This is a genomic window from Kribbella sp. NPDC000426, assembly GCF_040300265.1.
Classification (GTDB): domain Bacteria; phylum Actinomycetota; class Actinomycetes; order Propionibacteriales; family Kribbellaceae; genus Kribbella.
Genome location: NZ_JBEPDK010000007.1, coordinates 304626 through 326709, shown reverse-complemented (window position 1 = coordinate 326709; position 22084 = coordinate 304626). Strand labels below are relative to the sequence as shown.

Genomic DNA, 22084 nt, shown 5'->3' with positions numbered 1-22084 from the left:
CTGCGGGTCCGAGCCGTCGTCCCAGCAAATCCCCGCCCGGGGAGCCCTCGCCTTTCAAGCTGGCCGTGTGGTTCAGCTTCGCGGCCCATCTCGCGCCTGGGGATCGAGAGTTCTGTGATGAGCTCGATGCAGGCGACCCCCGGCGTACCGCTCAGGCCGACGAGTGAGAAGTTCTGCTGCAGTCAACGGATCTGCTCGTACTTCTCGTCCCAGCCGAGCAGTAGCCCGCCGTCCGCGAGGTGCCTTCGTTGGCTCCCGTCGGGTACAGCGCGCGCACCAGTCTCGTCCTTGGCCCCGCAGAGCATCAGCAGGTTGTAGCCGTCATCTTCGGCGGCTGGTTCACTCGGCTCCGCAGTCGGCCTTGCAGAGCTTGTCGGTGAGCGTGAGGATCGCCCCGGGCTGATCGGTGTCCGCCTCGGTCGAGAATTCCACGGTCCAGTTGCCGGCGGTCGTCTGTCCGGCCTTGCCCTGCTGTTGCTTCAGCCAGTCGGTGATCTGGCCGCGCGGGTTCACATGGGCCAGCTCCAGCGCCTGCGGTGCGAAATCAGTCAGCTTGGTCGTCGCCTCCGCGGCCACACCGGTCGCCTGCAGCGAGATCACCGGCGGGCGCGGCTGGGTGCCGATGAGCACCTGGACCGACGTGGTGCCCTGAGCGCAGGTCTGGTACGCCTCGTCGGTGCTGCACTTGTAGCCCTTGCCGGCAAAGGCTGTGACGACCTGTGCGGCAGTGAGGTCCGGCAGCTTCTCCTCGGGACCGGACGACGACGCGCTGCTGCTGTTGGTGGTGCCCGGCGCGGCGGAGCTGCTGGAGCTCCCCGCCGCGTCCGGCTTGTTGTCGCCGGACTTGCTGCCCGAGCACGCCGCCGTACCGAGGGCCATTACGGCGCAGGCCAGGACGGCGGCGCCGTACCGCGGGTTCAGACCGGCACCTCGATCGCCGCGTCGAGGGCGATCGTGATCATCTCCGAGAACGTCGTCTGGCGCTCCTCGGCGGTCGTCTCCTCCTTGGTGATGAGGTGGTCCGACACGGTCATGATGCCGAGCGCCCGGCGGCCGAACTTCGCCGCCAGCGTGTAGAGCGCCGACGCCTCCATCTCGATGCCCAGTACGCCGTACTCCGCGGTCCGGGAGACCAGGTCGGCCCGGTCGTTGTAGAACAGATCGCCGGAGAACACCTGGCCGACGTGTACGTTCAGCCCGGCCGCCTCGGCCGCGTCCACCGCCGCGCGGAGCAGCTGGTAGTCCGCCGTCGGCGCGTAGTCGATGCCGTGGAAGCGCAGCCGGTTCATCTGCGAGTCGGTGCTCGCGGACATCGCCACGATCACGTCGCGCACCCGCACGTTCTCGACCAGCGCACCGCAGGTCCCGACCCGGATGAGGGTCTGTACGTCGTACTCCGCGAACAGCTCGTTCGCGTAGATGGACGCGGACGGCTGGCCCATGCCGGAGCCCTGCACGGAGATCCGCTCACCCTTGTAGGTGCCGGTGAACCCGAACATGTTCCGGATCTCGGTGTAGCAGATCACGTCGTCCAGGTAGGTCTCGGCGATCCACTTGGCCCGCAGCGGGTCCCCGGGGAACAGCACGCGCGGAGCGATCTGCCCCTTCTCGGCGGCGATGTGAATACTCATGCGGGGATGCTCTCATGGTGCCGGGGTAGGTTGAGGCACGTGGCCTACTCCATTGACCCTGGTTCGCTTGCCCTGTCCCGTTCGGTTCTGGACCGCGCCGCCGACCGCCGTCGTGACGACGACTGGCTCGAGAAGGCGTGGGCCGCGCCCGACACCCAGGTGGTCGTCGTAGCCGGTGACAAGATCCGCGTGGTCGACGACCGTTCCGCACTGCTCTTCCTGGCGCCGGCCGCGGCGCCTGAGGGCATCCGGATCTTCCTGGGCATCGACCGCGAGTCGGGGGCCGGCATGACCGCGGACGGCCGCGCTGTCTTCGGCGTGCTGGTGGAGGGCGAGGCAGACGAGTCGTACGGCGGTCTGCGTGAGCTCGGCGCGCTGCTGGACGACCGTGAGGCCGGTATCGCGGTCAACGTGATCGGCCTGTCCAACTGGCATGCCGTCCACACCCACTGCTCGAACTGCGGCGACCACACCGAGGTGGTCGAGGCGGGCCACGTACGGCGCTCCCCGGCCTGCGGTCTTTCGCACTTCCCGCGCAGCGACCCGGCGATCATCGTGCTCGTCACCGACGACCAGGACCGTGCGTTGCTGGGTCGCAACGAGGCCTGGCCGGTCGGTCGGTACTCCACGCTGGCAGGGTTCGTCGAGCCGGGGGAGTCGCTCGAGGCCGCCGTACGGCGTGAGGTGCTCGAGGAGACCGGCGTTATCGTCGGCGAAGAGATCGTGTACGCCGGCAGCCAGCCGTGGCCGCTGCCCGCGAGCCTGATGCTCGGGTTCTACGCGAAGGCGTCGAGCTTCGACATCGACGTGGACCAGGACGAGATCGCCGAGGCCAAGTGGTTCACCCGGGAGGACGTCCGCGTGCTGGTCGAAGCCGGCACGATGGCCCTCCCGGGTGCGATCTCGATCTCCCGCCGCCTGATCGAAGGCTGGTACGGCGAGAGCCTTACCGGTAGCTGGTGATCACCGGCCCACGTTGGACCGGGCGGCCGCGATCCGGATCAGGACGCCCTCCCAGCGCTCGACCGAGCCGGCCTGCTCGAGCTGACGGAGCTTGCGGTCGACTGCGATGACGTACGCCGCGTGGCTCGGCCAGTCCGCCTTCGCGCTCGGCAGTGTGTCCGTCAGTGTGCAGCCATAGGTCAGGAAGCGGTTCGACACGTGGCTGTCGATGTTCCCGGTCCAGACAGTCGGCCTGACGTCGGACTGCGGACACGAGTCGACCGGTGGCGTGTACGACGCCAGGTTGGTCGGGTTGGTGAAGCCGTCCGGCCGCAGCAGCGTGTAGTAGGTGCCGTCCGGCGTCTGCGTGAGCCGGTTGAGGCCGTGGTCGCGGAGGACGGTGGTGTGACCACTCAGGCTGTCCACAACGAACAGACGCCCGCCGGTCACGCCGTACAAGTAGCCATCGCGCCAGGACAGTGCGCCGTCCTGTGAGCCGGTGACTGCGCTGAACACGGGCAGCAGCCGTAGCACGTCACCGGTTGTCGGGTTGACGACGAAGACGATGCCGTCGGCCAGACCCCAGATGTTGCCGTCGGGTCCGTACGTCAGTTCGTTGATGCTGGCTGCACCTGGCACCGGGACGATGTCGGAGAGCACCGCGCCCGTCGACGGGTCCACCTTGATCAGGTGGGCCTCGGTGGCCTTCGGGTCGGTGCCCTGACCGCCCTCGATGCTGGAACCGGCCCACACGTTCGCACCGGCCGGCAGGATCGACGCGATCGTCTGGTCGGTCACCAGGTTGCGGTAGACGGTGTGGCTGCCCGTCGGTACGTCGTACACGGTCAGGGCGCCGCCGTACTCGCCGTACGCCGGCGTGGTGCCGACGTACACGTGGTTGCCGTCGGGGACCACTGACACCGGCCTGTTCTGGTGGTCGCTGTCGACCAGGCTGAACAGTTCCTTCGGGTTGGTGGTGCTGTCCGGTAGCGACGGGTCCCAGAGGGACAAGCGGCCGTACGGGTAGATACCGACGTACATCTTGCCGGTGCCGTCCCAGGCCCAGCCCTCGACCTGTCCCTGGCGAGTGGTGACAGTGGACTTGCCGGTCGCCGGGTCGTAGATAGCGGTGGAGCCGTTGAGGTAGACGTTGACGAACACCTTGCCCGTGACGGGGTCCGCCAGCTCGTGCATCAGCGGCGACGGCACGTACTGGAACGGGGAGCTCCACTGAGCCAGCGTCCCGTCGGCCGGGTTGTAGCGGAACGTCCCACCGGAGTAGTTACCGGCCAGGCCATAGAGAACCGGTACGCCGTTCTCGGTCACCCAGCCGTAGCCGATGGATGCGCCACGCGTCAGCGTCCGCGGCGGTGAGACCGGACCGACAGTGTTGGTGTCCAGGTCGTAGTGCGTGAGGGCCAGGGTGTTGTTGGTGAAGTAGACGCCACCCGGTCCGGCTGCGGACACGCCACGAGCGGCGATGGGGTAGTCCATCACCTGCTGGCCGGTGGTGGCGTCGGTGTACTTGATCTGCTCACCGGTCACCGCGTCGACCACCACGAGTCGGCTGCTGGCGTTCGCGAACACTCTGCCGCCGGCGTAGTCCAGGTCGATGAAGTCCTTGGCCGTAGTGCCCGGGGGAGTGATGTCCTCGACCGCCTTGGTGTCGACGTCGATCCGGAGCAGGCGGGCGTTCGGAGTGGAGACGCCGACGAACAGCTTGCGGTGGTCGGGGTCGTAGACCGTGGAGCGCGCGTACTGCTGCACCGGGTCGAGTGAGCCGTAGTCGGTGACCTGTCTGTTCGACGGGTCGTACTTGAACGCGTGCGCCGTCGGGTACGTGCCGGCGTACACGTTGCCCTCTGCGTCAGCGGTCAGGCCGTAGATCTGGGACTCACCCGGAATCGGTTGGCCCAGGTCGGTCACCTCACCTGTGACCGGGCTGTAGCGGTAGAGGTGCGCGTACGGATAGGTGCCGAGATAGACGTCGCCGTTCGGCGTCACCACGATCGCCCAGCCGCCGGCGGCTCCCGGCAGCGGCACACTCCGGACCAGCTCGTGGGTATGCAGGTCCGCGACGTTGAGGCGGGCGTTCTCACCGGCGGGTACGGCGTACACAACGTCGCGCCCGTCGGGAGTGTGGCCGACCGCGCCCTCCATGACCGTGAGCGAGCTGACCGGCGAGCCGAGATCCAAGATGGCGTCATCGGCCGGCGCGAACGACCTCGTCGGCGGCCCGAGCGGCCAGGTCTCCGACGGGAACGGATCAGGCGGCGGTGCTGCCGCGGTGGCGTGCAGCCCACCCGCGGCGAGCAGACCGACGGCGACGACGAGGGTCGTCAAGGCATGACCGAAGTGACGGCGCGAGAACATGGGCGGACTCCCTGCGACGTAGTTCATCGCAAGGTATAACGGTCATGACCGTAATGTCCATAACTCAGGCGATATGACCTGAGTCGGGATTGTTCAGGCGGCGAGCTTCTCCGCGACCTGGGCCAGCGACGGGTTCGTCATCGCGGTGCCGTCGGGGAAGACCACGGTCGGGACCGTCTGGTTGCCGTTGTTGATCTTCTCGACCAGCTGTGCGGCGTCCGGGACCTGCTCGATGTCGACCTCGGTGAACTCGATGCCCGCGCGCTTTAGCTGGCCCTTTAGGCGGTGGCAGTAGCCGCACCACGGGGTCGAGTACATGGTGAAAGCCGACATCGGCGGACTCCTTGAGGAGTGGGAGGGGTTTATGTCGGGCCGCCCGTCTAGGGTTGCCTTCGACGTATTCGAACCATGCCGTAGGTGGTGCTGTTCCCGCGTGTCTCAACCCGTGAGCGACCTCACACGATCTGCTTCCGCCGAGAGCCTTCTCGAGGCGCTCGATCCGGAGCAGCGGGCCGTCGCGTCCGCGTTGCACGGCCCGGTCGTCGTGATGGCCGGTGCCGGGACGGGCAAGACCCGGGCAATCACCCACCGGATCGCGTACGGCGTCCAGACCGGGACGTTCGACCCGGTCCGCGTGCTCGCGGTGACGTTCACCCAGCGGGCGGCGGGGGAGATGCGCGGGCGGCTGGCGCAGCTCGGCGTACAGGGGGTGCAGGCCCGCACGTTCCACTCCGCCGCGCTCCGGCAGGCCCGCTTCTTCTGGCCGAAGGTGTACGGCGGGGAGCTGCCCCCGATCGCGGACCGGAAGTTCCCGCTGCTGACCGAGGCCGCGTCCCGCTGCCGGGTCCGGGTGGACACGCCTGCGCTCCGCGACCTGGCCGGTGAGGTCGAGTGGGCCAAGGTGAGCAACGTCCGGCCCGACGACTATGCCCGGCTGGCGCCGAAGTCGTCCCGGACGCTGGCTGCCTTCGACCCGCCGACGATCGCGCGGATCTTCGCGGCGTACGAGGACGTGAAGCTGGAGCGGGGGCGGATCGATCTCGAGGATGTGCTGCTCTGCGCGGTCGCTCTGCTCGCGGAGGACGAGCGGGTGGCCGCGGAGATCCGCCGGCAGTACCGGACGTTCGTCGTGGACGAGTACCAGGACGTGTCGCCGCTGCAGCAGAGTCTGCTCGACCTGTGGCTGGGCGGCCGGGAGGACGTCTGCGTGGTCGGCGATCCGGCCCAGACGATCTACTCGTGGGCAGGTGCCGAGCCGGAGAACCTGGTGCGCTTCGCTTCCCGGCATCCGTCCGCCACCGTGATCAAGCTGGTCCGTGACTACCGGTCGACGCCGCAGATCGTCGACGTGGCGAACAAGATCCTCGATGCGGCCGGTCCGACCGGTCTGCCCGGCCGGGTGACGCTGCGGTCGCAGAAGGAAGCCGGTCCGACTCCGGTCTACCGCGAATACTCCGATGAGGTGGCCGAGGCGGATGCGGTGGCGCGGGCGGTCGTGAAGCTGCGCGACGAGGGCGTGGCGCTGCGGGACATCGCCGTACTGTTCCGGACCAATGCGCAGTCGGAGAACTTCGAGCAGGCGCTGGCCGAGCGGAAGATCCCGACCGTCCTGAAGGGTGCGGAGCGGTTCTTCGAGCGGGCCGAGATCCGGCAGGCCGCCGTCCTGCTGCGGGGTCAGGCAAAGGCGGGAGACCTGTCGGACGACCTGGTGACGACGGTGACCGGCGTACTGGCCGGAGCCGGGTGGACGCAGGAGCCGCCGACCGGGACCGGTGCGGTCCGGGACCGTTGGGAGTCGCTGAGCGCGCTGGTGACGATGACGGCCGACTTTGCCGCCGCTCACCCTGACGCCCGGCTGCCGGACCTGATGGACGAGCTGGACCGGCGGGCGTCGATCCAGCACGCGCCGCTGGCGGAGGGGGTCACGCTGGCGACGCTGCACGCGGCCAAGGGCCTGGAGTGGGAGTGCGTCTTCATCGTCGGCGCCCACGAGGGGACGCTGCCGATCAGCTACGCCCAGACGCCGGCGCAGGTGGAGGAGGAGCGGCGGCTTTTCTATGTAGGCGTGACGCGGGCGAAGCAGCAGCTGTTCGTCAGCTGGTCGACGTCCCGCTCGCCGGGCGGCCGCGGGACCCGCGGTCCGACCCGCTTCCTCGACCCGATCGGCGTCCGTACGGCGCGGACCGAGTGGACACCGTCGTCACAGACCAGCTGGGAGCGTCCGTCGAGCGCCCCGCGGTCCAGCCGCCCGATCCCGAAGTGCCGGGTCTGCGGTCGCGGCCTGCTCGATCCGGGCGCCCGCAAGCTCGGCCGCTGCGAGGACTGCCCGTCCAAGATCGACCAGAAGCTGTACGACGCCTTGATCGAGTGGCGCACCGAGCAGGCCGAGTCCGAGCGGATGCCGGCGTTCGTCATCCTGACCGACGCCACGCTGACGGCCATCGCCGAGACCCGCCCGGCCGACGCCCAGGCGCTGCGCCAGATCCCGGGCATCGGCCACACCAAGATGGCCAAGTACGGCGAGCACATCCTCAACCTCTGCACCCGCTGACTGCCCTTTCGGGCAACCGGTCGCAGGAATTGTCTTGCCAGGCACGGGTTCCGGGGCGCACTCTGGAGGACGTGCCGCATTCTGCTCCCGGCAGACGTGGCAGTTAGGTGACAGAGGCAACGATCCCGGAGCGTGCGGATGGCGTCCCGGAGCGTGCCGGAAACCTGCAGTGGCAACCAGATCCGGTCGCCGCAGCGGCAACTTCCGGCCAACTTCGCAAACTGGCGATAAATAGTTTGCGGGCTCCGACGCGGACGGCGTACTGTTCTTTCTGCGGTCGAAGCCTGGCCGAAAACTTCAAACAACCATAGCGATCGAGCTAACCGCCCGCTTCGCCACAACGAGAGGAGGTGCCCTGGAAATGATTACCAACACGGTCAAGAAGCCGTTCAGCGACGCTGCCGCGCTGCCGTGCGCCCAGATCCCGGGTGCCTCGCCGCGCCTGCACGTCGCGACCGTTGTGCTCATGGCTTCCGGCTTTGCCCAGATCAAGGGCGGAGCTGTCGGCGATGTGAAGTACGGCGGTTCGGGTTCTCGGATATGGAGTCCACCGGTCTGACAAGCGTCAGAGCCGGCACCTCCAAGGCCGCGGAACCCACCAAAGGGTCCCGCGGCCCTTTTGTTTGTCCACAGATTTGGGGTTTGCCAACCGGTAGGCCTCACCGACGACAAGAGACCAGCATCCAAAAGTCACTGGGAGGTGACCGGAATGAGCGTTAGCTTCCTCGATGTCTTCACCGAGGTCGCAACGTCGCAGGACCTGCCCTGTCGGTCCTACGCGCCAGAACTCTTCTTCGCCGAATCGCCGGCGGATGTCGAGTACGCAAAGTCTCTCTGCACGACCTGCCCGCTGCAGGCCGAGTGCCTGGCCGGGGCGCTCGAGCGTTCCGAGCCGTGGGGCGTGTGGGGTGGCGAGCTGTTCGTCCAAGGTGTGGTGGTTCCGCGCAAGCGGCCCCGTGGGCGTCCCCGCAAGAGCGACACCGTTACCGCAGCCTGAACGACACCCAACCATCCGAAACGAGACCGAACGATGACCAACCAGACTTCACACAGGAGCACCGAAATGCATTTACTCAATGAAGATCTCGCTCGTGCTCATTGTCGGGCTTCACTGAAGGCCGCAGAGCAGAACCGGCGCTTCCGCCTCGCTCACCAGATCGAGAAGGCGCAGAAGCAGGCCGAGCGGGCAGGCCGGCGAGCTGAGAGGGCCAGCGCACGTGCGCGCCTCGCACTTGCCCGTCTCGTCTGATCCACCAGTACCACCAGCCTGACCAGCTGAAACAACTGAGGGGCGGCACCCACAGGGGGTGCCGCCCCTTCAGCGTTCCTGGATCAACAGCTGCTGTAATCCGACCAGCGTGATCCCGCTGACGATCTCGTGGCGTGCGATCATCCCGGGTACGTCGGCCAGCGGGATCCACTCGATCCGGTCCGACTCGTTCCGCTCAGTCGGCTCCCCGACCCGGATCGCCGTACGTGCCCGGAACACGAAGTGCCGCGAGTCCATGATCCCGGCCGCCGGCTCCGACCGGATCAGCTCGGTGAGCCCCTCGGCCCGCCACCCGGTCTCCTCCTCCAGCTCACGCCCCGCCGCGGCCTCCGGGCTCTCACCCGCCTCGATGATCCCCATCGGCAGCTCCCAGGCCCACGTATCGGTCAGGAACCGATGCCGCCACATCAACAACACGTGGTCGTCCTGAGTGACCACTGCGGCGGCGATGTCCTTCAGCCGCACCGCGTGATAGTCGAAACGCTCACCGTCAGGCTGCTCGACGTCCAACCGCCGTACGCTCAGCCACCGATTGCCCCAGACCTCGGCCTCGCCGTGAACTGTCCATCGCACGCGGTGCAGACTAGGGCATGTCGCCCGACCCCACGCCTACTGCGCGGCACTCGGCACGGCACCTGCTCGCTACGGCGTGGGATCGGGCGACATACCCTGGTGCCATGGCGAGTGCTACCTGTGCGTTGTGTGGTCAGCAGGCGGAGTCGGAGGACGTGCCGTTGAGCTGGATGACCTCGATCGAGGACGGGCGCAAGCTCGTGTACTGCGACCGCTGTGCCCGGGAGAACGTCCGCAGCATCGAAGGCAAGCTCGACTCGGTCTACTGGTGAATCAGTACTGATCAGGCACCCGCATCGCGGGTCCGCCGACGTGGAGCCCGAGCGGCTCCGCGCGTCCCTTCGGCTCCTCCCACACCTCCTGCCGGCCGAGGACGGTCAGATCGAGGTACCGGTAGCAGTTGTGGAAGTCCTCGATGCCGCGCCCGAACGTCGAGTACGTGTGGAACACCTCGTCGCCGACCCGGAGGAACGTGCTGATCCCCGGCAGCTCCTCGCCGTTCATGTCGGCGGTCCACGGCCCGCCCGACCACGGCGTACCCTTCTCGTTCGCCAGCTGCTCCTGCGAGCGGAAGTGCAGCAGCACCGGCGCGACCCGGTCGTCGAGCGTGGCGTGGAAGTCGTAGTTGAAGTCACTCCCGTACGACGAGACCCACGGGAACGCCCAGCCCAGCCGCTCCTTGAACGCCGCGATCTTCGGGTACGGCGCCCGCGACACCGCCACCAGCGACGTGTTGCGCACGTACAGCTGGCGAAGGTTGCCGATCTCGTCGGCGGCCGACGAGCAGCTCGGGCATGCCTCGTCCCAGTCCGGGCCGAACATGAAGTGGTGGATCACCAACTGGTCCCGCCCGTCGAACAGGTCCAGCAGCCCGACCTCGCCGTCCGGCCCCGCGAAGACATACGGCTTGTCAATCCGGACCATCGGCAGCCGTCGGCGCTCGGCGTTGAGGCGGTCGCGCGCCCGCGTGACCTCTTTCTCCAGCCTGAGCAGCTCCAGACGGGCCGCGAGCCACTCCTCCGACGCAACCACCTCGGGCAGATTTCCGAACGTCGTCATGACCCGAACATAATCCCGGCGGGTGTCGATACCGGACCGCTTCGTCCGACGCAGAGGTGACAACACTCCTGTGGAAGGACCCCGATCATGACGCTCGCTCCGGAGACGGACACGGTGAGCACCGGCCGCCGGCAATGGATCGCGCTGGGCGTGCTGTGCCTCGCCACGCTGCTGGTCTCGCTGGACCTGTTCGTGATGCTGCTGGCGGTCCCGGCCGTGACCGAGGCGCTCGGCGCCACCGGCAGCCAGCAGCTGTGGATCCTCGATGTGTACGGCTTCATGGTGGCGGGCCTGATGATCACCATGGGCAACCTCGGGGACCGGCTCGGTCGCCGTCGGCTGCTGCTGATCGCGGCCGCCGTCTTCGGGATCGCCTCGATCGTCGCGGCATACTCGGTCAACCCCGGCATGCTGATCGGGGCTCGCGCGGTGCTCGGTATCGCCGGCGCCGCGATCGCGCCGTGCACGCTGTCGCTGATCTCCACGCTGTTCCCGGACGAGGGCCGGCGGGCGAAGGCGCTCGGCGTGTGGGCCGGCTGCTTCACGGTCGGTGCGGTGATCGGTCCGATCGTCGGCGGCGTCCTGCTGAACCACTTCTGGTGGGGCTCGGCGTTCCTGATCGGCGTACCTGCGATGGTCGTGCTGCTCGTCGTCGGGCCGTTCCTGCTCCCGGAGTACCGCAACGAGACGGCCGGGCGGATCGACGTACCGAGCGTGCTGCTGTCGCTGGCCGCGATCCTGCCGGCCATCCACGGACTGAAGCACCTGGCCGCCCACGGCCCGGGCGTGCAGTCGATCGGCGCACTCCTCATCGGGGGCGTGTTCGGCTGGATCTTCGTACGGCGGCAGCGGCGGCTGGAGGACCCGCTGGTCGACGTACGGCTGTTCACGCGGCGGACGTTCAGCGTGACGCTCGGGAGCATGCTGGCGTTCTCGATGCTGTCCGGTGGCGTGATGGTGTTCGTCGCGCAGTACTTCCAGCTGGTCCAGGGGATGACCCCGCTGGCCGCCGGGCTGGCGCTGGTACCGGGGATGCTCACGACGACCGTCGCGTTCCAGGTGGCGCCGCGGCTGGCCCAGCGGATCCGGCCGAGCGTGCTGATTCCGGCGGCGATCGCGTTCACGGTCGTCGGGATGCTCATGATGGCGCTGGCGACGTCCACGACGGTCCTGGTGGTCGCCTTCGCGATCCAGTGCGTCGGCCCGGCACCGCTGGTCACGCTCGGCACGAACCTGGTCATCGGCTCGGTCCCGCCGGAGAAGGCAGGCTCGGCCGCCGCGCTGACGCAGACCAGCAACGAGTTCGGCTACTCGCTCGGCATCGCAGTACTGGGCAGCGTGGTCACGGCGGTGTACCGCGGCCAGATGGACGGCCGCGGCGGCAACTCACTCGGCGAGGCGATCGCCCAGGGCGCTAGCGGCGACCTCCTGGACCAGGCGCGTGACGCCTTCACGAGCGGCCTCCACCTGGCCGCAGGAATCACCGCGGTGGCTCTGGCCGCCGTAGCGGTCCTGCTGGCCGTCACGTTGCGGGCGATCCCGGCCCTCAGGCGTCGGTGAAGCCAGGCAGGAGCTCTTCCAGCACGGAGCGGAACGGGGCCTCGGCCTCGAGCTGCGACAGCACGGCGATGCCGCCGATCCAGACGCGGTGGATCAGCAGGTACGACGGGGGCAGATTGAGGCGGAGCGCCAGCGACGCGTTGGGGGACCGGAAGTCACCGGTCCGGTTCGCCTGCGCGCGCATCCAGGCCCGGCTGAACTGGAACGTCTCCTCGCGGGCCGGCTCCGCGAACGGCGACAGGTAGTCCATCAGCTGCTCGGGGTCGATCTCCATCCGCGGCTTGATGAAGCCCTCGGCCTTGAGGCCGTCGCGAACCGCCTCGCCGTCGCCGATCAGCGAGATCCGCAGCAGCCGCCCGATCGCCGGCGGCAGGCCGTCCGGCAGCCGCGCGCACAGCCCGAAGTCGACCACTCCGAGCCGCCCGTCGGCCATCACCCGGAAGTTCCCCGGGTGCGGGTCGGAGTGCAGCAGACCGGCGTACTTCGGGCCGCTGAACATGAACCGGGCATACTTCAGCCCGATCTCGTCCCGCTCCTGCTTGCTGCCGTCGGTGATGTACGACGACAGCGGGCGGCCCTCGATCCATTCGGACACGATGACCGTGGGGGAGTGCTTGATGACCCGCGGTACGACGAACTCCGGGTGGTCCTTGAACGCGTCGGCGTACTGCTGCTGGGCCTGCGCCTCGCGGTCGTAGTCGAGCTCCTCGCCGATCCGCTCCTGGAGCTCCGCGACCAGCGGCTTCACCTCGAGACCGGGGACCACGGCGCCGATCGTCCGGGCGAACCGCCCCAGCTGCCTCAGGTCCGAGCGGAGCGCCTCCGCGGCGCCCGGGTACTGCAGTTTGACCGCGACTTCACGGCCGTCCTTGAGCCGGCCGCGGTGGACCTGACCGATCGACGCGGCCGCCGCGGGCAGGTCGTCGAACTCCTCGAACCGGTCCCGCCAGCGCTTGCCCAGCTCCCGCGACAGGATCGTGTGCACGGTCGAGGCCGGCATCGGCGGGGCGGAGTCCTGCAGCTTGGTCAGGGTCGCCCGGTACGGCGCCGCGAGCTCCTCCGGCATCGCGGACTCCATCAGGCTGAGCATCTGCCCGAACTTCATCGCGCCGCCCTTGAGCTCACCCAGGACGGCGAACAGTTGGTCGGCCGTCCGGCGCTGGAACTCGGCGAACACGGCCTCGGCGGGAGCGCCGCCGATGCGCTTGCCCAGGCCGACCGTCGCCCGCCCGGCGGCACCGAGGGGCAGGCTGGCAAGTTTCGCGGTCCGGCTCAGCGCCTTGCGAGGAAGGTCCGACACGTCTCCATTCTGTCCGGTCGCCCAAGCCGGGACGAACCAGGGGCGGTGCCCGGCACAGACATCGTGCCGGACACCGCCCCTACGACCTTGTGCGTCAGGCCTTGCCGAGGATCCGGTTCAGGTTCGTACCGCACTCGGGGCACTTGGCCTTCGCCATGCGCGTGCCCTTGTCGTTGACCTTGACCTCGCCGTCGGCGGTGCGCTTGGCCTTGCACTTGACGCAGTAGAACTCGCCGCTCCAGGTCTCTGCCATGAGGGCCCTCTCCTTGCTTGAATTCCAGCCCGGGGTCTCGCCCCGGGCAGTCGTTGGATGCTGAACGGCAGACCGTCCTGCCGTAGGCCGTGCGGCCCAGTCGGGATTCACCCTACGGCCTCCTGGCGCAGGCTCAAGCGCACCTCACGGTCAGCGCGCCGCCTGAATCCCGGGGGGAAAGCCCTTACCGAAACTTTCGCCGGCACGGAACAGGCTCCCGGTGATCCGCCTCCGGAGCAGCTCGGCTTCCCCTCCGAGCGGCCCCGGAGGCGGTCCGGGAGCCTGTTGCAGATGACGCTAGGAGGCGACGGCCGGACAGGCAAGCCCGCGTTGTCCACCCCTGTGGATAACTCTGTGCGCAACCTGTGGGACGCGCCGCTCGACGCTGTGGACACCCAGGGGAACAGGATGTGAACAACACGGGTCGACGGATTCAAGATCTGGCGTCTGACCTGCGGAAACGCCGATGCACAGGGTGTGGACCGAAGAAAGTTGTCGGATTCGGGGGGTACATTTTTGAGCCATGGCCGACTCTCCACCGCGCCCGATCCCGCCGTATGTGGATATCCGGCGCAGCAAGCGCCGCAAGCGGACGGTCAGCGCGTACCGGGACGGTGAGCGGGTGGTCGTGCTGATGCCCGACCGGCTGTCCGCCGCCGAGGAGGCGCGCTGGGTCGAGACCATGCTGGCGCGACTCGAGAAGCAGCGCAGCCGATCGCGCGTGTCGGACGAAAAATTGTTGGCCAGAGCACACGAACTCGCGTGTCGCCACCTCCCGGAAGTGCCCGAACCTGCGTCTGTGAGGTGGGTTTCGAACCAAAACAGACGGTGGGGATCCTGCACTCCGGCGGACAGATCGATCCGTTTGTCGACCAGATTGCAGTCGATGCCCGCCTGGGTGGTCGACTACGTGCTGGTCCACGAGCTCGCGCATCTGATCGAGCCGACCCACAACGCCACCTTCTGGAACCTCGTCCACCGGTACCCGAAGGCCGAGCGCGCCGAGGGGTACCTGGAGGGTGTCTCGGCCGCCGCCTCGCTCGACTTCGAGGACTTCTGACCTCCGATCACCCCGGCTCGTACGGCGTACGGGAAAGGGTGGGGTAGGGCCAGCCCCAGGGTCGGCTGGGTGGCTTCCTCCATGGCCGCGACCGGTCCCGGCCGGTCAGGCTTTTGCCCGTAGCCAGCGCCACGCCAGGAGCGCTGGGTGGGGTGCCCGAGGGGGCGCAGAGGGGCAGGGAAGCATGGCCAGGGGACAGATCACGGTACGGGCGGCGCGCTGGAGCGCCACCCATCCGTGGCGGGCGATCGCGATGTGGGTTGTCGTCGTGGCCGCCTGTTTCGCGCTCGGCTCGATGACCGGCACGAAGGAGTCGAAGAACGAGGGCGACATCGGCGAGGTGACCCGGGCGGACAACATCGTCAAGTCCGGCAACTTCGACGACCCGGACGTGGAGAGCGTGCTGATCACGGCGCCGTCCGGACAGCTCGACCAGGCCGCGGCGAACAAGGCCGCCGGCGTCGTCATCCAGCGCATGCGCGCCCTCGGTGGGGTCGCGGAGGTCGCGCAGCCGATGCCGTCGCCGAACAAGGAAGCGGTGATCGTCAGGGTCACCCTGAAGGACGCCGCCGAGGGGGCCGACTCCGATGCACGGGTGCAGCCGCTGCTCGACACCACCGCCCAGGTGCAGAAGCAGTATCCGGATCTCCGGATCGAAGAGGTCGGTGGACTGTCCATCGACAAGGCGCTCAGCGAGACGCTGGGCAAGGACTTCAAGCGGGCGGAGATGTTCAGCCTGCCGGTGACGCTGGCGATCCTCCTGATCGCGTTCGGCGCCCTGATCGCCGCTTCGGTGCCGTTGCTGCTGGCACTGTCCGCGGTCGCCGCAGCGATCGGCTTAGCGGCGGCGGCATCACACCTCGTGCCCGCGGTCGACGCGGTCAACAGCGTCATCCTGCTGATCGGTATGGCGGTCGGCGTCGACTACTCGCTGTTCTACCTGCGCCGTGAACGTGAGGAGCGTGCCAAGGGTCGCGGCCACGTCGACGCGGTCGAGATCGCCGCGGCGACCTCCGGACACGCGGTCGTCGTCTCGGGTACGGCGGTCATCATCTCGATGGCGGGCCTGTTCCTCGCCCGCGACGCAGTCTTCTCGTCCTTCGCGGTCGGCTCGATCCTCGTCGTCGCGGTGGCTGTCGTCGGTTCGCTCACCGTGCTCCCCGCCGTACTGGCGAAGCTCGGTCGGTGGGTCGATCGGCCGCGGATCCCGCTGCTGTGGCGCCTGACGGCGTCGAAGGGTCAGCCGCGGTTCTGGCCGACCGTGCTGAAGCCGGCGCTGAAGCACCCGATCGCCACGCTGCTCGTCGCCGTCACCGCGCTGCTCGCGGTCGCGTCGCCCGCGCTGGGGATGCAGCTGAAATTCCCGGGCACCGAGGACCTGCCCCGGACGACGTCGGTGATGAAGGCGTACGACCGGTTGACCGCGGCGTTCCCGAGCACGGGGACGAGCCACGAGGTCGCCGTCCGGGCGCCGGCCAACCAGGCGCCCGCGGTCAAGGCCGCGCTGGCCGACCTGATGCAGCGGACGAAGGACGACAAGCTGTTCGCCGCGGACGGTCTCGAGGAGCCGCGGGTCTCCAAGGACGGCACGGTCACGACGCTCGAGGTCGCCACGCCGTACGAGGGCGGCAGCCAGCAGGCTCGGGACTCGCTGACCAAGCTGCGCAAGGAGCTGATGCCGGAGACGGTCGGCAAGGTGCCCGGTGTCGAGTACGCCGTCGGCGGGTTCGTCGCCGCGGACGTCGACTATGCGGCGCACACGCGGGACAAGCTGCCGCTGGTGATCGGGTTCGTGCTGCTGCTGACGATGATCGTGATGATGGTGACGTTCCGCTCGGTGGTCGTCGCGGTCACCGCGATCGGACTCAACCTGCTGAGCGCGGGAGCGGCGTACGGCGTCGTCACCGCGGTCTTCCAGAACACCTGGGCCGAAGGGTTGCTGCACTTCCGGTCGAACGGCGCGGTCGTCAGCTGGCTCCCGCTGTTCCTCTTCGTGGTGCTGTTCGGTCTGTCGATGGACTACCACGTGTTCGTCGTCAGCCGGATCCGTGAGGCAGTGCAGCGGGGTGTGCCGACCAGGCAGGCTGTCGCCGAGGGCATCACCGGTTCGGCCGGCGTGGTGACCAGCGCGGCGGCGGTGATGATCGGGGTGTTCGCGGTCTTCGCGACGCTGAGCACGCTGGACATGAAGCAGCTCGGAGTCGGGCTGGCAGTCGCGATCCTGATCGACGCGACGATCATCCGCGCTGTCGTCCTGCCGAGCGTGATGATCCTGCTCGGCGACGCCAACTGGTGGGCACCGAGGTGGCTTCGGGGCAAGCGTGCCAAGCACGCATCGCCGCTCCCGCCGGCGCCCGAGGAGGAGCGCGAGCTGACTCCCGTCGGCTGAACCGCTGACCCGGCGCCCCACCCGAAAACCATTCGGGTGGGGCGCCTGTCGTCGTGGAGGATGGCGCTCATGCGAGCAGAGGTCCTGGGGGAGTTGGCGTCCGAGGTACTCGCGGTCGAGCGGCCGCATCCGGTGCGGGTGGCGATCGACGGCTGTTCCGCGGCCGGCAAGACCACGCTCGCCGATGAGCTGGCTGACGTACTGCGTGGGCGCACCTCGCGCGAGGTGATCCGGGCCGGCATCGACTACTTCAAGCGAGCGCCGGAACTGCGAACGGCGTACCCGATCGACTCGCCCGAGAGCTACTACCTGGACATGTGGGACTACGACGCAGTCCGCAACCAGCTCCTGCTGCCACTCGGACCAGATGGCGACCGCCGCTATGTCGTCGGGGTCCGCGAAACCTCTGCACGCTCCGCCCTCGACTCACCAGTCCAAACCGCCGCACCAGACGCCATCCTCCTCGCCGACGGCGCCTTCCTCCAACGACCCGAACTCGACGCGCACTGGGATCTCCGCATCTACCTCCACGTCAGCTTCGACACCGTCCTCCACCGAGGAACCGCCCGCGACCAGGCCTGGATGGACTCCCCCGCAGCCGCCGAGCACCGCTACCTGACCAGATACATCCCCGGCGAACGCATGTACGTCGACCAGATCCACCCTGCCACCCGCGCCCAACTAGTCGTGAACAACGAGGACCCAGCGGCCCCTCGTCTAACCCGCCGCGCGTAGCGGATCGCGGACCGCCTGCTGGGGACTGGGAATAGGCAATGGCATATCCCCAGTCCCCGAGGGCTCGTCCGCGGCTCAGTTAGTGGCCTGCTGGCGGGCGCGGTGGGCGGCGGCTTTGACTCGGCTTTGGCATTGGGGGGAGCAGAAGCGGCGTTGGCCGTTCTTGGAGAAGTCGACGAAGACGCGGTCGCAGTGGGGGGCCGCGCAGACGCCCAGGCGGCCGGCCAGGTCGCTACCGACGGCAAGGGCGAGGCCGGCGGCGCAGCCGGCGGCCCAGCCGTTGGCTAGTTGTTCGTCGGGGCCGTGGAAGTGGAGGCTCCACGGGCGGTCCCGGCCGCGGTCGAGTTGAGGGCGGGCGTTGGTGTCCAGGAGGAGTGCGTTGATCTCCGTGGCGGCCGCGTCCAGGTCGTCGGCCGCGGCGGCTTCGAAGATCAGCCGCATCCGGCCGGCCAGCTGCTTGAGGCGTCGGGCGTCGTCGACCGGCACCGACTTCGGGGGATGACCGATCGCCGTCAGGGCCTGCGCCACGGCTTCGGTGATCGCGTCGGGGTCGTCGGCGGGTGCGGCGTACGCGACGCCGCCGGAGTACCCGGGGGTCAGCCGGTTCACGTACTCGACCGCGGCGGCGAGCACGCTCCGTGCGTGACTATCAAAAGACACTTGACCGGTCATGACGCCTCTCTCTAAGCTCGTGCGTGACCGATCATATCCGTTTAGACAGTCATGGAGTCGCCATGAGTGCTGTTGCCACGCTGACCGAACCCTGGCGTGGGTTGTCCCGGACTGTCTGGATCCTGGTGGTCGCCCGCGCGGTGAACCGGATCGGTGCGTTCACGCTCCCGTTCCTCGGGGTGGTGCTGACGGTCGAGTTCGGTGCTTCGCTCGGACAGGCCGGCCTGATCCTCGCGGCCTTCGGCGCCGCGACGATCCCGTCCCGGCTGCTCGGCGGTCAGTTGGCCGACCGCCTCGGCCGGCGCCGGACAATCGTCCTCGGCCTGACCGGCTGTGCGATCGCCCAACTCTGGATCGCGCTGAGCCACTCGCTGTGGTCGGCGGTGCTCGCCACGATCCTGCTCGGCCTTGCGTTCGAGATCTACGAGCCGCCGAGCCAGGCGATGATCGCCGATGTCACCGAGCCGTCCGACCGCCCCGCCGCCTACGGTCTCTACAGCGCCGCACTGGCCGCCGCGGGCGTGCTGGCTGGTCTCCTCGCCGCCGCGCTCAGCCACTGGGATCTCCGCTGGCTCTTCATCGCCGACGCGATCACCTGCCTGTCCTGCGCCGCGCTGGTGGCGGTCGCCCTCCCGAGCGAAGCGCGGCATGGACTGGACGAAGTGACAGCGCCCGGTGGCGCACGGCTGGTCGCCAGCGATCGGCGACAGCCGGTGCGCGAGGAAGCCAGCTCGGCGGTGCGTGAGGAAGCTGGTTCGCCGGTGCTCGAGGGGCCAGGTGGTCGTCGCGGGGTGTCGGTCTGGCGCGATCGCCGGCTGCTGCTGCTTCTTGCCGGCGGGACTGTGTTCGCGACGATCTACATGCAGATCATCATCGGACTGCCGCTGACGTTGGTCGAGCAAGGGCTCCCGAAGTCCGGCATCGGGATCATCCTGGCCATCTCCGCGATCACGTTGATCGTGGCGCAACGGCTGCTGCGCGTGCGCAACCTCGACGACTTCCGGTCCATCGCCATCGGCTATGCGCTGCTCGCCGCGGGCTTGGTCGTCTGCGCGCTGGCCGGCAGCCTGCCGGTCTTCGTGGTCGCCTCGATCCTGTGGAGCCTCGGCGACCTCTTTCTCCTGACCCGCTACCTCACCCAAGCCTCCGGCCTAGCACCCGACGAGGCGCGCGGCCGGTACCTCGCCGTCTTCGGCCTGAGCTGGGGGATCGCGACCACGATCGCCCCGCTCACCGTCACGCAACTCCTCGAACGGACAGGCCCGACCGGCTTGTGGCTCATGAGCGCAGCGGTTGCCGGGGCGCTCGCAGTACTGCAGCCGTGGTTCAGGAAGCGACTGGCTCCAGCCTGACGGTCAGGCCCTTGGCGACGGGGGTGTTGCTGCCCTTCGCGACGTCGTCGGCCGACATCAGCACGTTGGTCTCCGGGTAGTACGCCGCGACGCAGCCGCGCGCCGTCGGGTACGACACCAGCCGGAAGCGCGAGGCACGCCGTTCGACGCCGCGGAACTCGCTGACGATGTCGACGTACGCGCCGTCCTCGAGGCCGAGCTCGGCCAGGTCGTCCGGGTTCACGAAGACGACCTCGCGGGTCCCGTGCACGCCGCGGTACCGGTCCTCGAGGCCGTAGATCGTGGTGTTGAACTGGTCGTGGCTGCGCAGCGTCTGGAGCAGCAGCCGGCCGGGTTCGGTCGGCAACCAGACCAGGTCGTTCGCGGTGAACTGCGCCCGCGCGTCGGACGTCTTGAACTCGCGCTTGTCCCGCGCCGCATGCGCCAGCAAGAACCCGCCGCCGTTGGCCCGCAGGCGGTCCTCGAAGTCCTCGTACCCGTCGGCGACCCGGCCGATCCGCTGCCGGATCAGGCTGTAGTCGTCCGCGAAGTCTGCCCAGGGAATCTCGCCGACGTCCGGCACCACGGCCCGCGCCAGCCCGCAGATGATGCCGATCTCCGACTTCATCTCCGGACCCGGGGGAATCAGGTTCCCGGTCGAGAGGTGTACGGCGCCTTGTGAGTCCTCGACCGTCACCGACTGCGGGCCGGCCGCGGTGTGGTCGTGGTCGGTCCGCCCGAGCGTCGGCAGGATCAGCGCCTCGCGGCCGGTGATCGTGTGCGACCGGTTGAGCTTCGTCGACACGTGCACGGTCAGATCGCACGCGCGCAGACCGCGATGAACGACCTCGGTGTCCGGCGTCGCGGACGCGAAGTTCCCGCCCATCGCGAAGAACACGCGGACGGCGCCGTCCCGCAGCCGCTTCACCGTCTCGGCCGCGTCGATGCCGTGCTCCCGCGGCGAGGTGAAGGCGAACTCGGAGTCGAGGTTGTCGAGGAACTTGTCCGGCATCTTCTCCCAGATGCCCATACTGCGGTCGCCCTGCACGTTCGAGTGACCGCGCACCGGGCAGGGGCCGGCGCCGGGCTTGCCGATGTTGCCCTGCAGGAGCAGGACGTTGACGATCTCGCTGATCGTCGCGACGGCCTCGCGGTGCTGGGTCAGGCCCATTGCCCAGCAGATCACCGTCGCCTTGGACTTGATGAACCGCTGGGTGAGCTCCTCGATCTCGGCGCGCCGCAGCCCGGTCGCCTGCTCGACCGCCGGCCAGTCGAGCTCGGTGTTGTGCTTGGCGTAGAGCTCGAACCCGCTGGTGTGCGAGTCGATGAACGACTTGTCCAGCACCGTGCCGGGGTTCGCTGCCTCGGCCTCGAGCAGAAGGTGGCCGATGGCAAGAAACAGCGCCTGGTCGCCGCCGATCCGGATCTGCAGGTGCTGGTCGGCGAGCTTCGTGCCCTTGCCGATCCAGCCGCGCGCGGCCTGCGGGTTCTTGAAGTTCATCAGGCCGGGCTCGGGCAGCGGGTTGACCGCGACGATGTCGCCGCCGTTGCGCTTGGCGATCTCGAGGTGGCTGAGCATCCGCGGGGCGTTGGTGCCCGGGTTCTGCCCGACGACGACGATCAGCTCGGCTTCCTCGAGCATCTCCAGCGTGACGGCGCCCTTGCCGCTGCCGATCACCTTCGACAGCGCAGTACCTGACGACTCGTGGCACATGTTCGAGCAGTCGGGCAGGTTGTTGGTGCCGTAGGCGCGGACGAAGAGCTGGTAGAGGAACGCGGCCTCGTTGCTGGTGCGGCCGGAGGTGTAGAAGACGGCGTCGTTCGGGTCGACGAGGGCCTTCAGGTGCCGCGCGACGACCTGGAACGCCTCGTCCCAGCCGACCGGCTCGTAGTTGGTCGCGCCGGCCCGCAGCAGCATCGGCTCGGTGATCCGGCCGAGCTTGCCGAGGTCGAACTCGGAGATCTCGTTCATCGCCTCGACCGAGTGCTCGGCGAAGAATTCCCGCGGCACCCGTTTGCGGGTCGCCTCCCAGGCCACCGCCTTCGCGCCGTTCTCGCAGAACTCCGCCGCGTGCTTGCGTTTGTGGTCGGGGTCCGGCCAGGCGCAGGACGGGCAGTCGAAGCCGCCGTCCTGGTTCATCTTCAGCAACACCTTGCCGGTCCGCGCGGGACCCATCTCCCGGAAACCGAACTTGAACGACGAAAGCACCGCGGGGACGCCGGCGGCCTTCTTCTTCGGCTGTTCGATATCGACCATGTTTCAACAATAGGTCCAGCTATCGACCGTCGCAGGTTTGATAGGCACGGTTGCGGATAAGTGGCGTGTCGCGCCATAGGGCGTCCGCGGGTTGTGTGCCGCGATCCCATAGTGTGCGGTGGCCGGGA

Annotated in this window: 22 protein-coding genes; 11 read left to right on the top strand and 11 right to left on the bottom strand. The window is 68.5% G+C overall.

What is annotated here, in order from left to right; translation table 11 throughout:
* Nucleotides 1-182 precede the first annotated feature (182 nt).
* The 3 genes from ABT313_RS33145 to deoD are packed head-to-tail and all read right to left on the bottom strand — an operon-like array spanning nt 183 to nt 1631.
* A complete protein-coding gene (locus tag ABT313_RS33145) occupies nt 183-305 on the bottom strand; it encodes a hypothetical protein (RefSeq protein WP_350861941.1) in 123 nt (40 codons plus the stop codon).
* Nucleotides 306-339: 34 nt separating this feature from the next.
* Nucleotides 340-879 (bottom strand): hypothetical protein, encoded by a 540-nt coding sequence (locus tag ABT313_RS33140; protein WP_350861939.1) that lies wholly within the window; start codon nt 877-879, stop codon nt 340-342.
* Nucleotides 880-917: 38 nt separating this feature from the next.
* Nucleotides 918-1631, bottom strand: coding sequence for a purine-nucleoside phosphorylase (gene deoD, locus ABT313_RS33135; protein ID WP_350861938.1), 714 nt, complete (start codon nt 1629-1631; stop codon nt 918-920).
* A 39-nt stretch (nt 1632-1670) separates the two neighbouring features.
* On the opposite strand from deoD, the gene nudC reads away from it, so the two are divergent.
* The gene (gene nudC, locus ABT313_RS33130; protein ID WP_350861936.1) at nt 1671-2594 is read left to right on the top strand and encodes an NAD(+) diphosphatase; all 924 of its coding nucleotides are present in this window, start codon (nt 1671-1673) and stop codon (nt 2592-2594) included.
* Here nudC and ABT313_RS33125 read toward each other — a convergent pair whose 3' ends face one another.
* Together ABT313_RS33125 and ABT313_RS33120 are read right to left on the bottom strand one after the other, a co-directional pair.
* Entirely contained in the window at nt 2595-4946 is a 2352-nt protein-coding gene (locus ABT313_RS33125; protein ID WP_350861934.1) for a hypothetical protein, read from the bottom strand.
* A gap of 93 nt (nt 4947-5039) precedes the next feature.
* Entirely contained in the window at nt 5040-5279 is a 240-nt protein-coding gene (locus ABT313_RS33120; RefSeq protein WP_350861932.1) for a mycoredoxin, read from the bottom strand.
* A gap of 100 nt (nt 5280-5379) precedes the next feature.
* Between ABT313_RS33120 and ABT313_RS33115 the strand changes: the two genes are divergently transcribed.
* The 4 genes from ABT313_RS33115 to ABT313_RS44775 all read left to right on the top strand — a co-directional run bounded on the left by ABT313_RS33115 (nt 5380) and on the right by ABT313_RS44775 (nt 8746).
* Nucleotides 5380-7497 (top strand): ATP-dependent DNA helicase UvrD2, encoded by a 2118-nt coding sequence (locus tag ABT313_RS33115; protein ID WP_350861930.1) that lies wholly within the window; start codon nt 5380-5382, stop codon nt 7495-7497.
* Between the two features lie 361 nt (nt 7498-7858).
* Nucleotides 7859-8056 (top strand): hypothetical protein, encoded by a 198-nt coding sequence (locus ABT313_RS33110; RefSeq protein WP_350861928.1) that lies wholly within the window; start codon nt 7859-7861, stop codon nt 8054-8056.
* A 150-nt stretch (nt 8057-8206) separates the two neighbouring features.
* A complete protein-coding gene (locus ABT313_RS33105) occupies nt 8207-8494 on the top strand; it encodes a WhiB family transcriptional regulator (protein WP_209693530.1) in 288 nt (95 codons plus the stop codon).
* 33 nt (nt 8495-8527) lie between these two features.
* Nucleotides 8528-8746: a putative WhiB-interacting protein gene (locus ABT313_RS44775; RefSeq protein ID WP_233715080.1), complete on the top strand. Its 219-nt coding sequence runs from the start codon at nt 8528-8530 to the stop codon at nt 8744-8746.
* A 69-nt stretch (nt 8747-8815) separates the two neighbouring features.
* On the opposite strand, the gene ABT313_RS33100 is transcribed toward ABT313_RS44775, so the two are convergent.
* A complete protein-coding gene (locus ABT313_RS33100) occupies nt 8816-9340 on the bottom strand; it encodes an NUDIX hydrolase (RefSeq protein WP_350861926.1) in 525 nt (174 codons plus the stop codon).
* 104 nt (nt 9341-9444) lie between these two features.
* Here ABT313_RS33100 and ABT313_RS33095 point away from each other — a divergent pair, with 104 nt between their 5' ends.
* On the top strand, nt 9445-9612 hold the full coding sequence (locus ABT313_RS33095) for a hypothetical protein (RefSeq protein ID WP_350861924.1): 168 nt from the start codon (nt 9445-9447) through the stop codon (nt 9610-9612).
* 1 nt (nt 9613) lies between these two features.
* On the opposite strand, the gene ABT313_RS33090 is transcribed toward ABT313_RS33095, so the two are convergent.
* Nucleotides 9614-10399 (bottom strand): DUF899 domain-containing protein, encoded by a 786-nt coding sequence (locus ABT313_RS33090; protein ID WP_350861922.1) that lies wholly within the window; start codon nt 10397-10399, stop codon nt 9614-9616.
* A gap of 87 nt (nt 10400-10486) precedes the next feature.
* Between ABT313_RS33090 and ABT313_RS33085 the strand changes: the two genes are divergently transcribed.
* A complete protein-coding gene (locus tag ABT313_RS33085) occupies nt 10487-11959 on the top strand; it encodes an MFS transporter (protein WP_350861920.1) in 1473 nt (490 codons plus the stop codon).
* On the opposite strand, the gene ABT313_RS33080 is transcribed toward ABT313_RS33085, so the two are convergent.
* Both ABT313_RS33080 and ABT313_RS33075 read right to left on the bottom strand, forming a co-directional pair.
* A complete protein-coding gene (locus ABT313_RS33080; RefSeq protein ID WP_350861918.1) occupies nt 11946-13259 on the bottom strand; it encodes an ABC1 kinase family protein in 1314 nt (437 codons plus the stop codon). The genes ABT313_RS33085 and ABT313_RS33080 overlap by 14 nt on opposite strands.
* 94 nt (nt 13260-13353) lie before the next feature.
* Nucleotides 13354-13512, bottom strand: a complete 159-nt coding sequence (locus ABT313_RS33075; RefSeq protein ID WP_012922897.1) for a DUF5679 domain-containing protein — start codon at nt 13510-13512, stop codon at nt 13354-13356.
* Between the two features lie 523 nt (nt 13513-14035).
* On the opposite strand from ABT313_RS33075, the gene ABT313_RS33070 reads away from it, so the two are divergent.
* The 3 genes from ABT313_RS33070 (at nt 14036) to ABT313_RS33060 (ending at nt 17696) form a co-directional block, all read left to right on the top strand.
* Nucleotides 14036-14572, top strand: coding sequence for a M48 family metallopeptidase (locus ABT313_RS33070; protein WP_350861916.1), 537 nt, complete (start codon nt 14036-14038; stop codon nt 14570-14572).
* Nucleotides 14573-14756: 184 nt separating this feature from the next.
* Nucleotides 14757-16961 (top strand): MMPL family transporter, encoded by a 2205-nt coding sequence (locus tag ABT313_RS33065; RefSeq protein ID WP_350861914.1) that lies wholly within the window; start codon nt 14757-14759, stop codon nt 16959-16961.
* Between the two features lie 69 nt (nt 16962-17030).
* Nucleotides 17031-17696, top strand: a complete 666-nt coding sequence (locus tag ABT313_RS33060; protein ID WP_350861912.1) for a nucleoside/nucleotide kinase family protein — start codon at nt 17031-17033, stop codon at nt 17694-17696.
* A gap of 75 nt (nt 17697-17771) precedes the next feature.
* Here the strand turns inward: ABT313_RS33060 and ABT313_RS33055 are convergent, their stop codons facing one another.
* Entirely contained in the window at nt 17772-18368 is a 597-nt protein-coding gene (locus ABT313_RS33055; protein WP_350861910.1) for a CGNR zinc finger domain-containing protein, read from the bottom strand.
* A 62-nt stretch (nt 18369-18430) separates the two neighbouring features.
* On the opposite strand from ABT313_RS33055, the gene ABT313_RS33050 reads away from it, so the two are divergent.
* Nucleotides 18431-19720, top strand: coding sequence for an MFS transporter (locus ABT313_RS33050; RefSeq protein ID WP_350861908.1), 1290 nt, complete (start codon nt 18431-18433; stop codon nt 19718-19720).
* Here ABT313_RS33050 and ABT313_RS33045 read toward each other — a convergent pair.
* Nucleotides 19695-21956, bottom strand: coding sequence for an FdhF/YdeP family oxidoreductase (locus tag ABT313_RS33045; protein ID WP_350861906.1), 2262 nt, complete (start codon nt 21954-21956; stop codon nt 19695-19697). The genes ABT313_RS33050 and ABT313_RS33045 overlap by 26 nt on opposite strands.
* Nucleotides 21957-22084: the final 128 nt, after the last annotated feature.

Excerpts from the sequence above, each read along its gene's own strand:
- ABT313_RS33070 (WP_350861916.1), top strand. The coding sequence starts at position 14,036 with ATGGCCGACTCTCCACCGCGCCCGATCCCGCCGTATGTGGATATCCGG.
- ABT313_RS33120 (WP_350861932.1), bottom strand. The coding sequence starts at position 5,279 with ATGTCGGCTTTCACCATGTACTCGACCCCGTGGTGCGGCTACTGCCAC.
- ABT313_RS33055 (WP_350861910.1), bottom strand. The coding sequence starts at position 18,368 with ATGACCGGTCAAGTGTCTTTTGATAGTCACGCACGGAGCGTGCTCGCC.
- ABT313_RS33060 (WP_350861912.1), top strand. The coding sequence starts at position 17,031 with ATGCGAGCAGAGGTCCTGGGGGAGTTGGCGTCCGAGGTACTCGCGGTC.
- ABT313_RS33140 (WP_350861939.1), bottom strand. The coding sequence starts at position 879 with ATGGCCCTCGGTACGGCGGCGTGCTCGGGCAGCAAGTCCGGCGACAAC.
- ABT313_RS33125 (WP_350861934.1), bottom strand. The coding sequence starts at position 4,946 with ATGTTCTCGCGCCGTCACTTCGGTCATGCCTTGACGACCCTCGTCGTC.
- deoD (WP_350861938.1), bottom strand. The coding sequence starts at position 1,631 with ATGAGTATTCACATCGCCGCCGAGAAGGGGCAGATCGCTCCGCGCGTG.
- ABT313_RS33085 (WP_350861920.1), top strand. The coding sequence starts at position 10,487 with ATGACGCTCGCTCCGGAGACGGACACGGTGAGCACCGGCCGCCGGCAA.
- ABT313_RS44775 (WP_233715080.1), top strand. The coding sequence starts at position 8,528 with ATGACCAACCAGACTTCACACAGGAGCACCGAAATGCATTTACTCAAT.
- ABT313_RS33050 (WP_350861908.1), top strand. The coding sequence starts at position 18,431 with ATGAGTGCTGTTGCCACGCTGACCGAACCCTGGCGTGGGTTGTCCCGG.
- ABT313_RS33110 (WP_350861928.1), top strand. The coding sequence starts at position 7,859 with ATGATTACCAACACGGTCAAGAAGCCGTTCAGCGACGCTGCCGCGCTG.
- ABT313_RS33065 (WP_350861914.1), top strand. The coding sequence starts at position 14,757 with ATGGCCAGGGGACAGATCACGGTACGGGCGGCGCGCTGGAGCGCCACC.
- ABT313_RS33145 (WP_350861941.1), bottom strand. The coding sequence starts at position 305 with ATGCTCTGCGGGGCCAAGGACGAGACTGGTGCGCGCGCTGTACCCGAC.
- ABT313_RS33075 (WP_012922897.1), bottom strand. The coding sequence starts at position 13,512 with ATGGCAGAGACCTGGAGCGGCGAGTTCTACTGCGTCAAGTGCAAGGCC.
- ABT313_RS33090 (WP_350861922.1), bottom strand. The coding sequence starts at position 10,399 with ATGACGACGTTCGGAAATCTGCCCGAGGTGGTTGCGTCGGAGGAGTGG.
- ABT313_RS33095 (WP_350861924.1), top strand. The coding sequence starts at position 9,445 with ATGGCGAGTGCTACCTGTGCGTTGTGTGGTCAGCAGGCGGAGTCGGAG.
- ABT313_RS33105 (WP_209693530.1), top strand. The coding sequence starts at position 8,207 with ATGAGCGTTAGCTTCCTCGATGTCTTCACCGAGGTCGCAACGTCGCAG.
- ABT313_RS33045 (WP_350861906.1), bottom strand. The coding sequence starts at position 21,956 with ATGGTCGATATCGAACAGCCGAAGAAGAAGGCCGCCGGCGTCCCCGCG.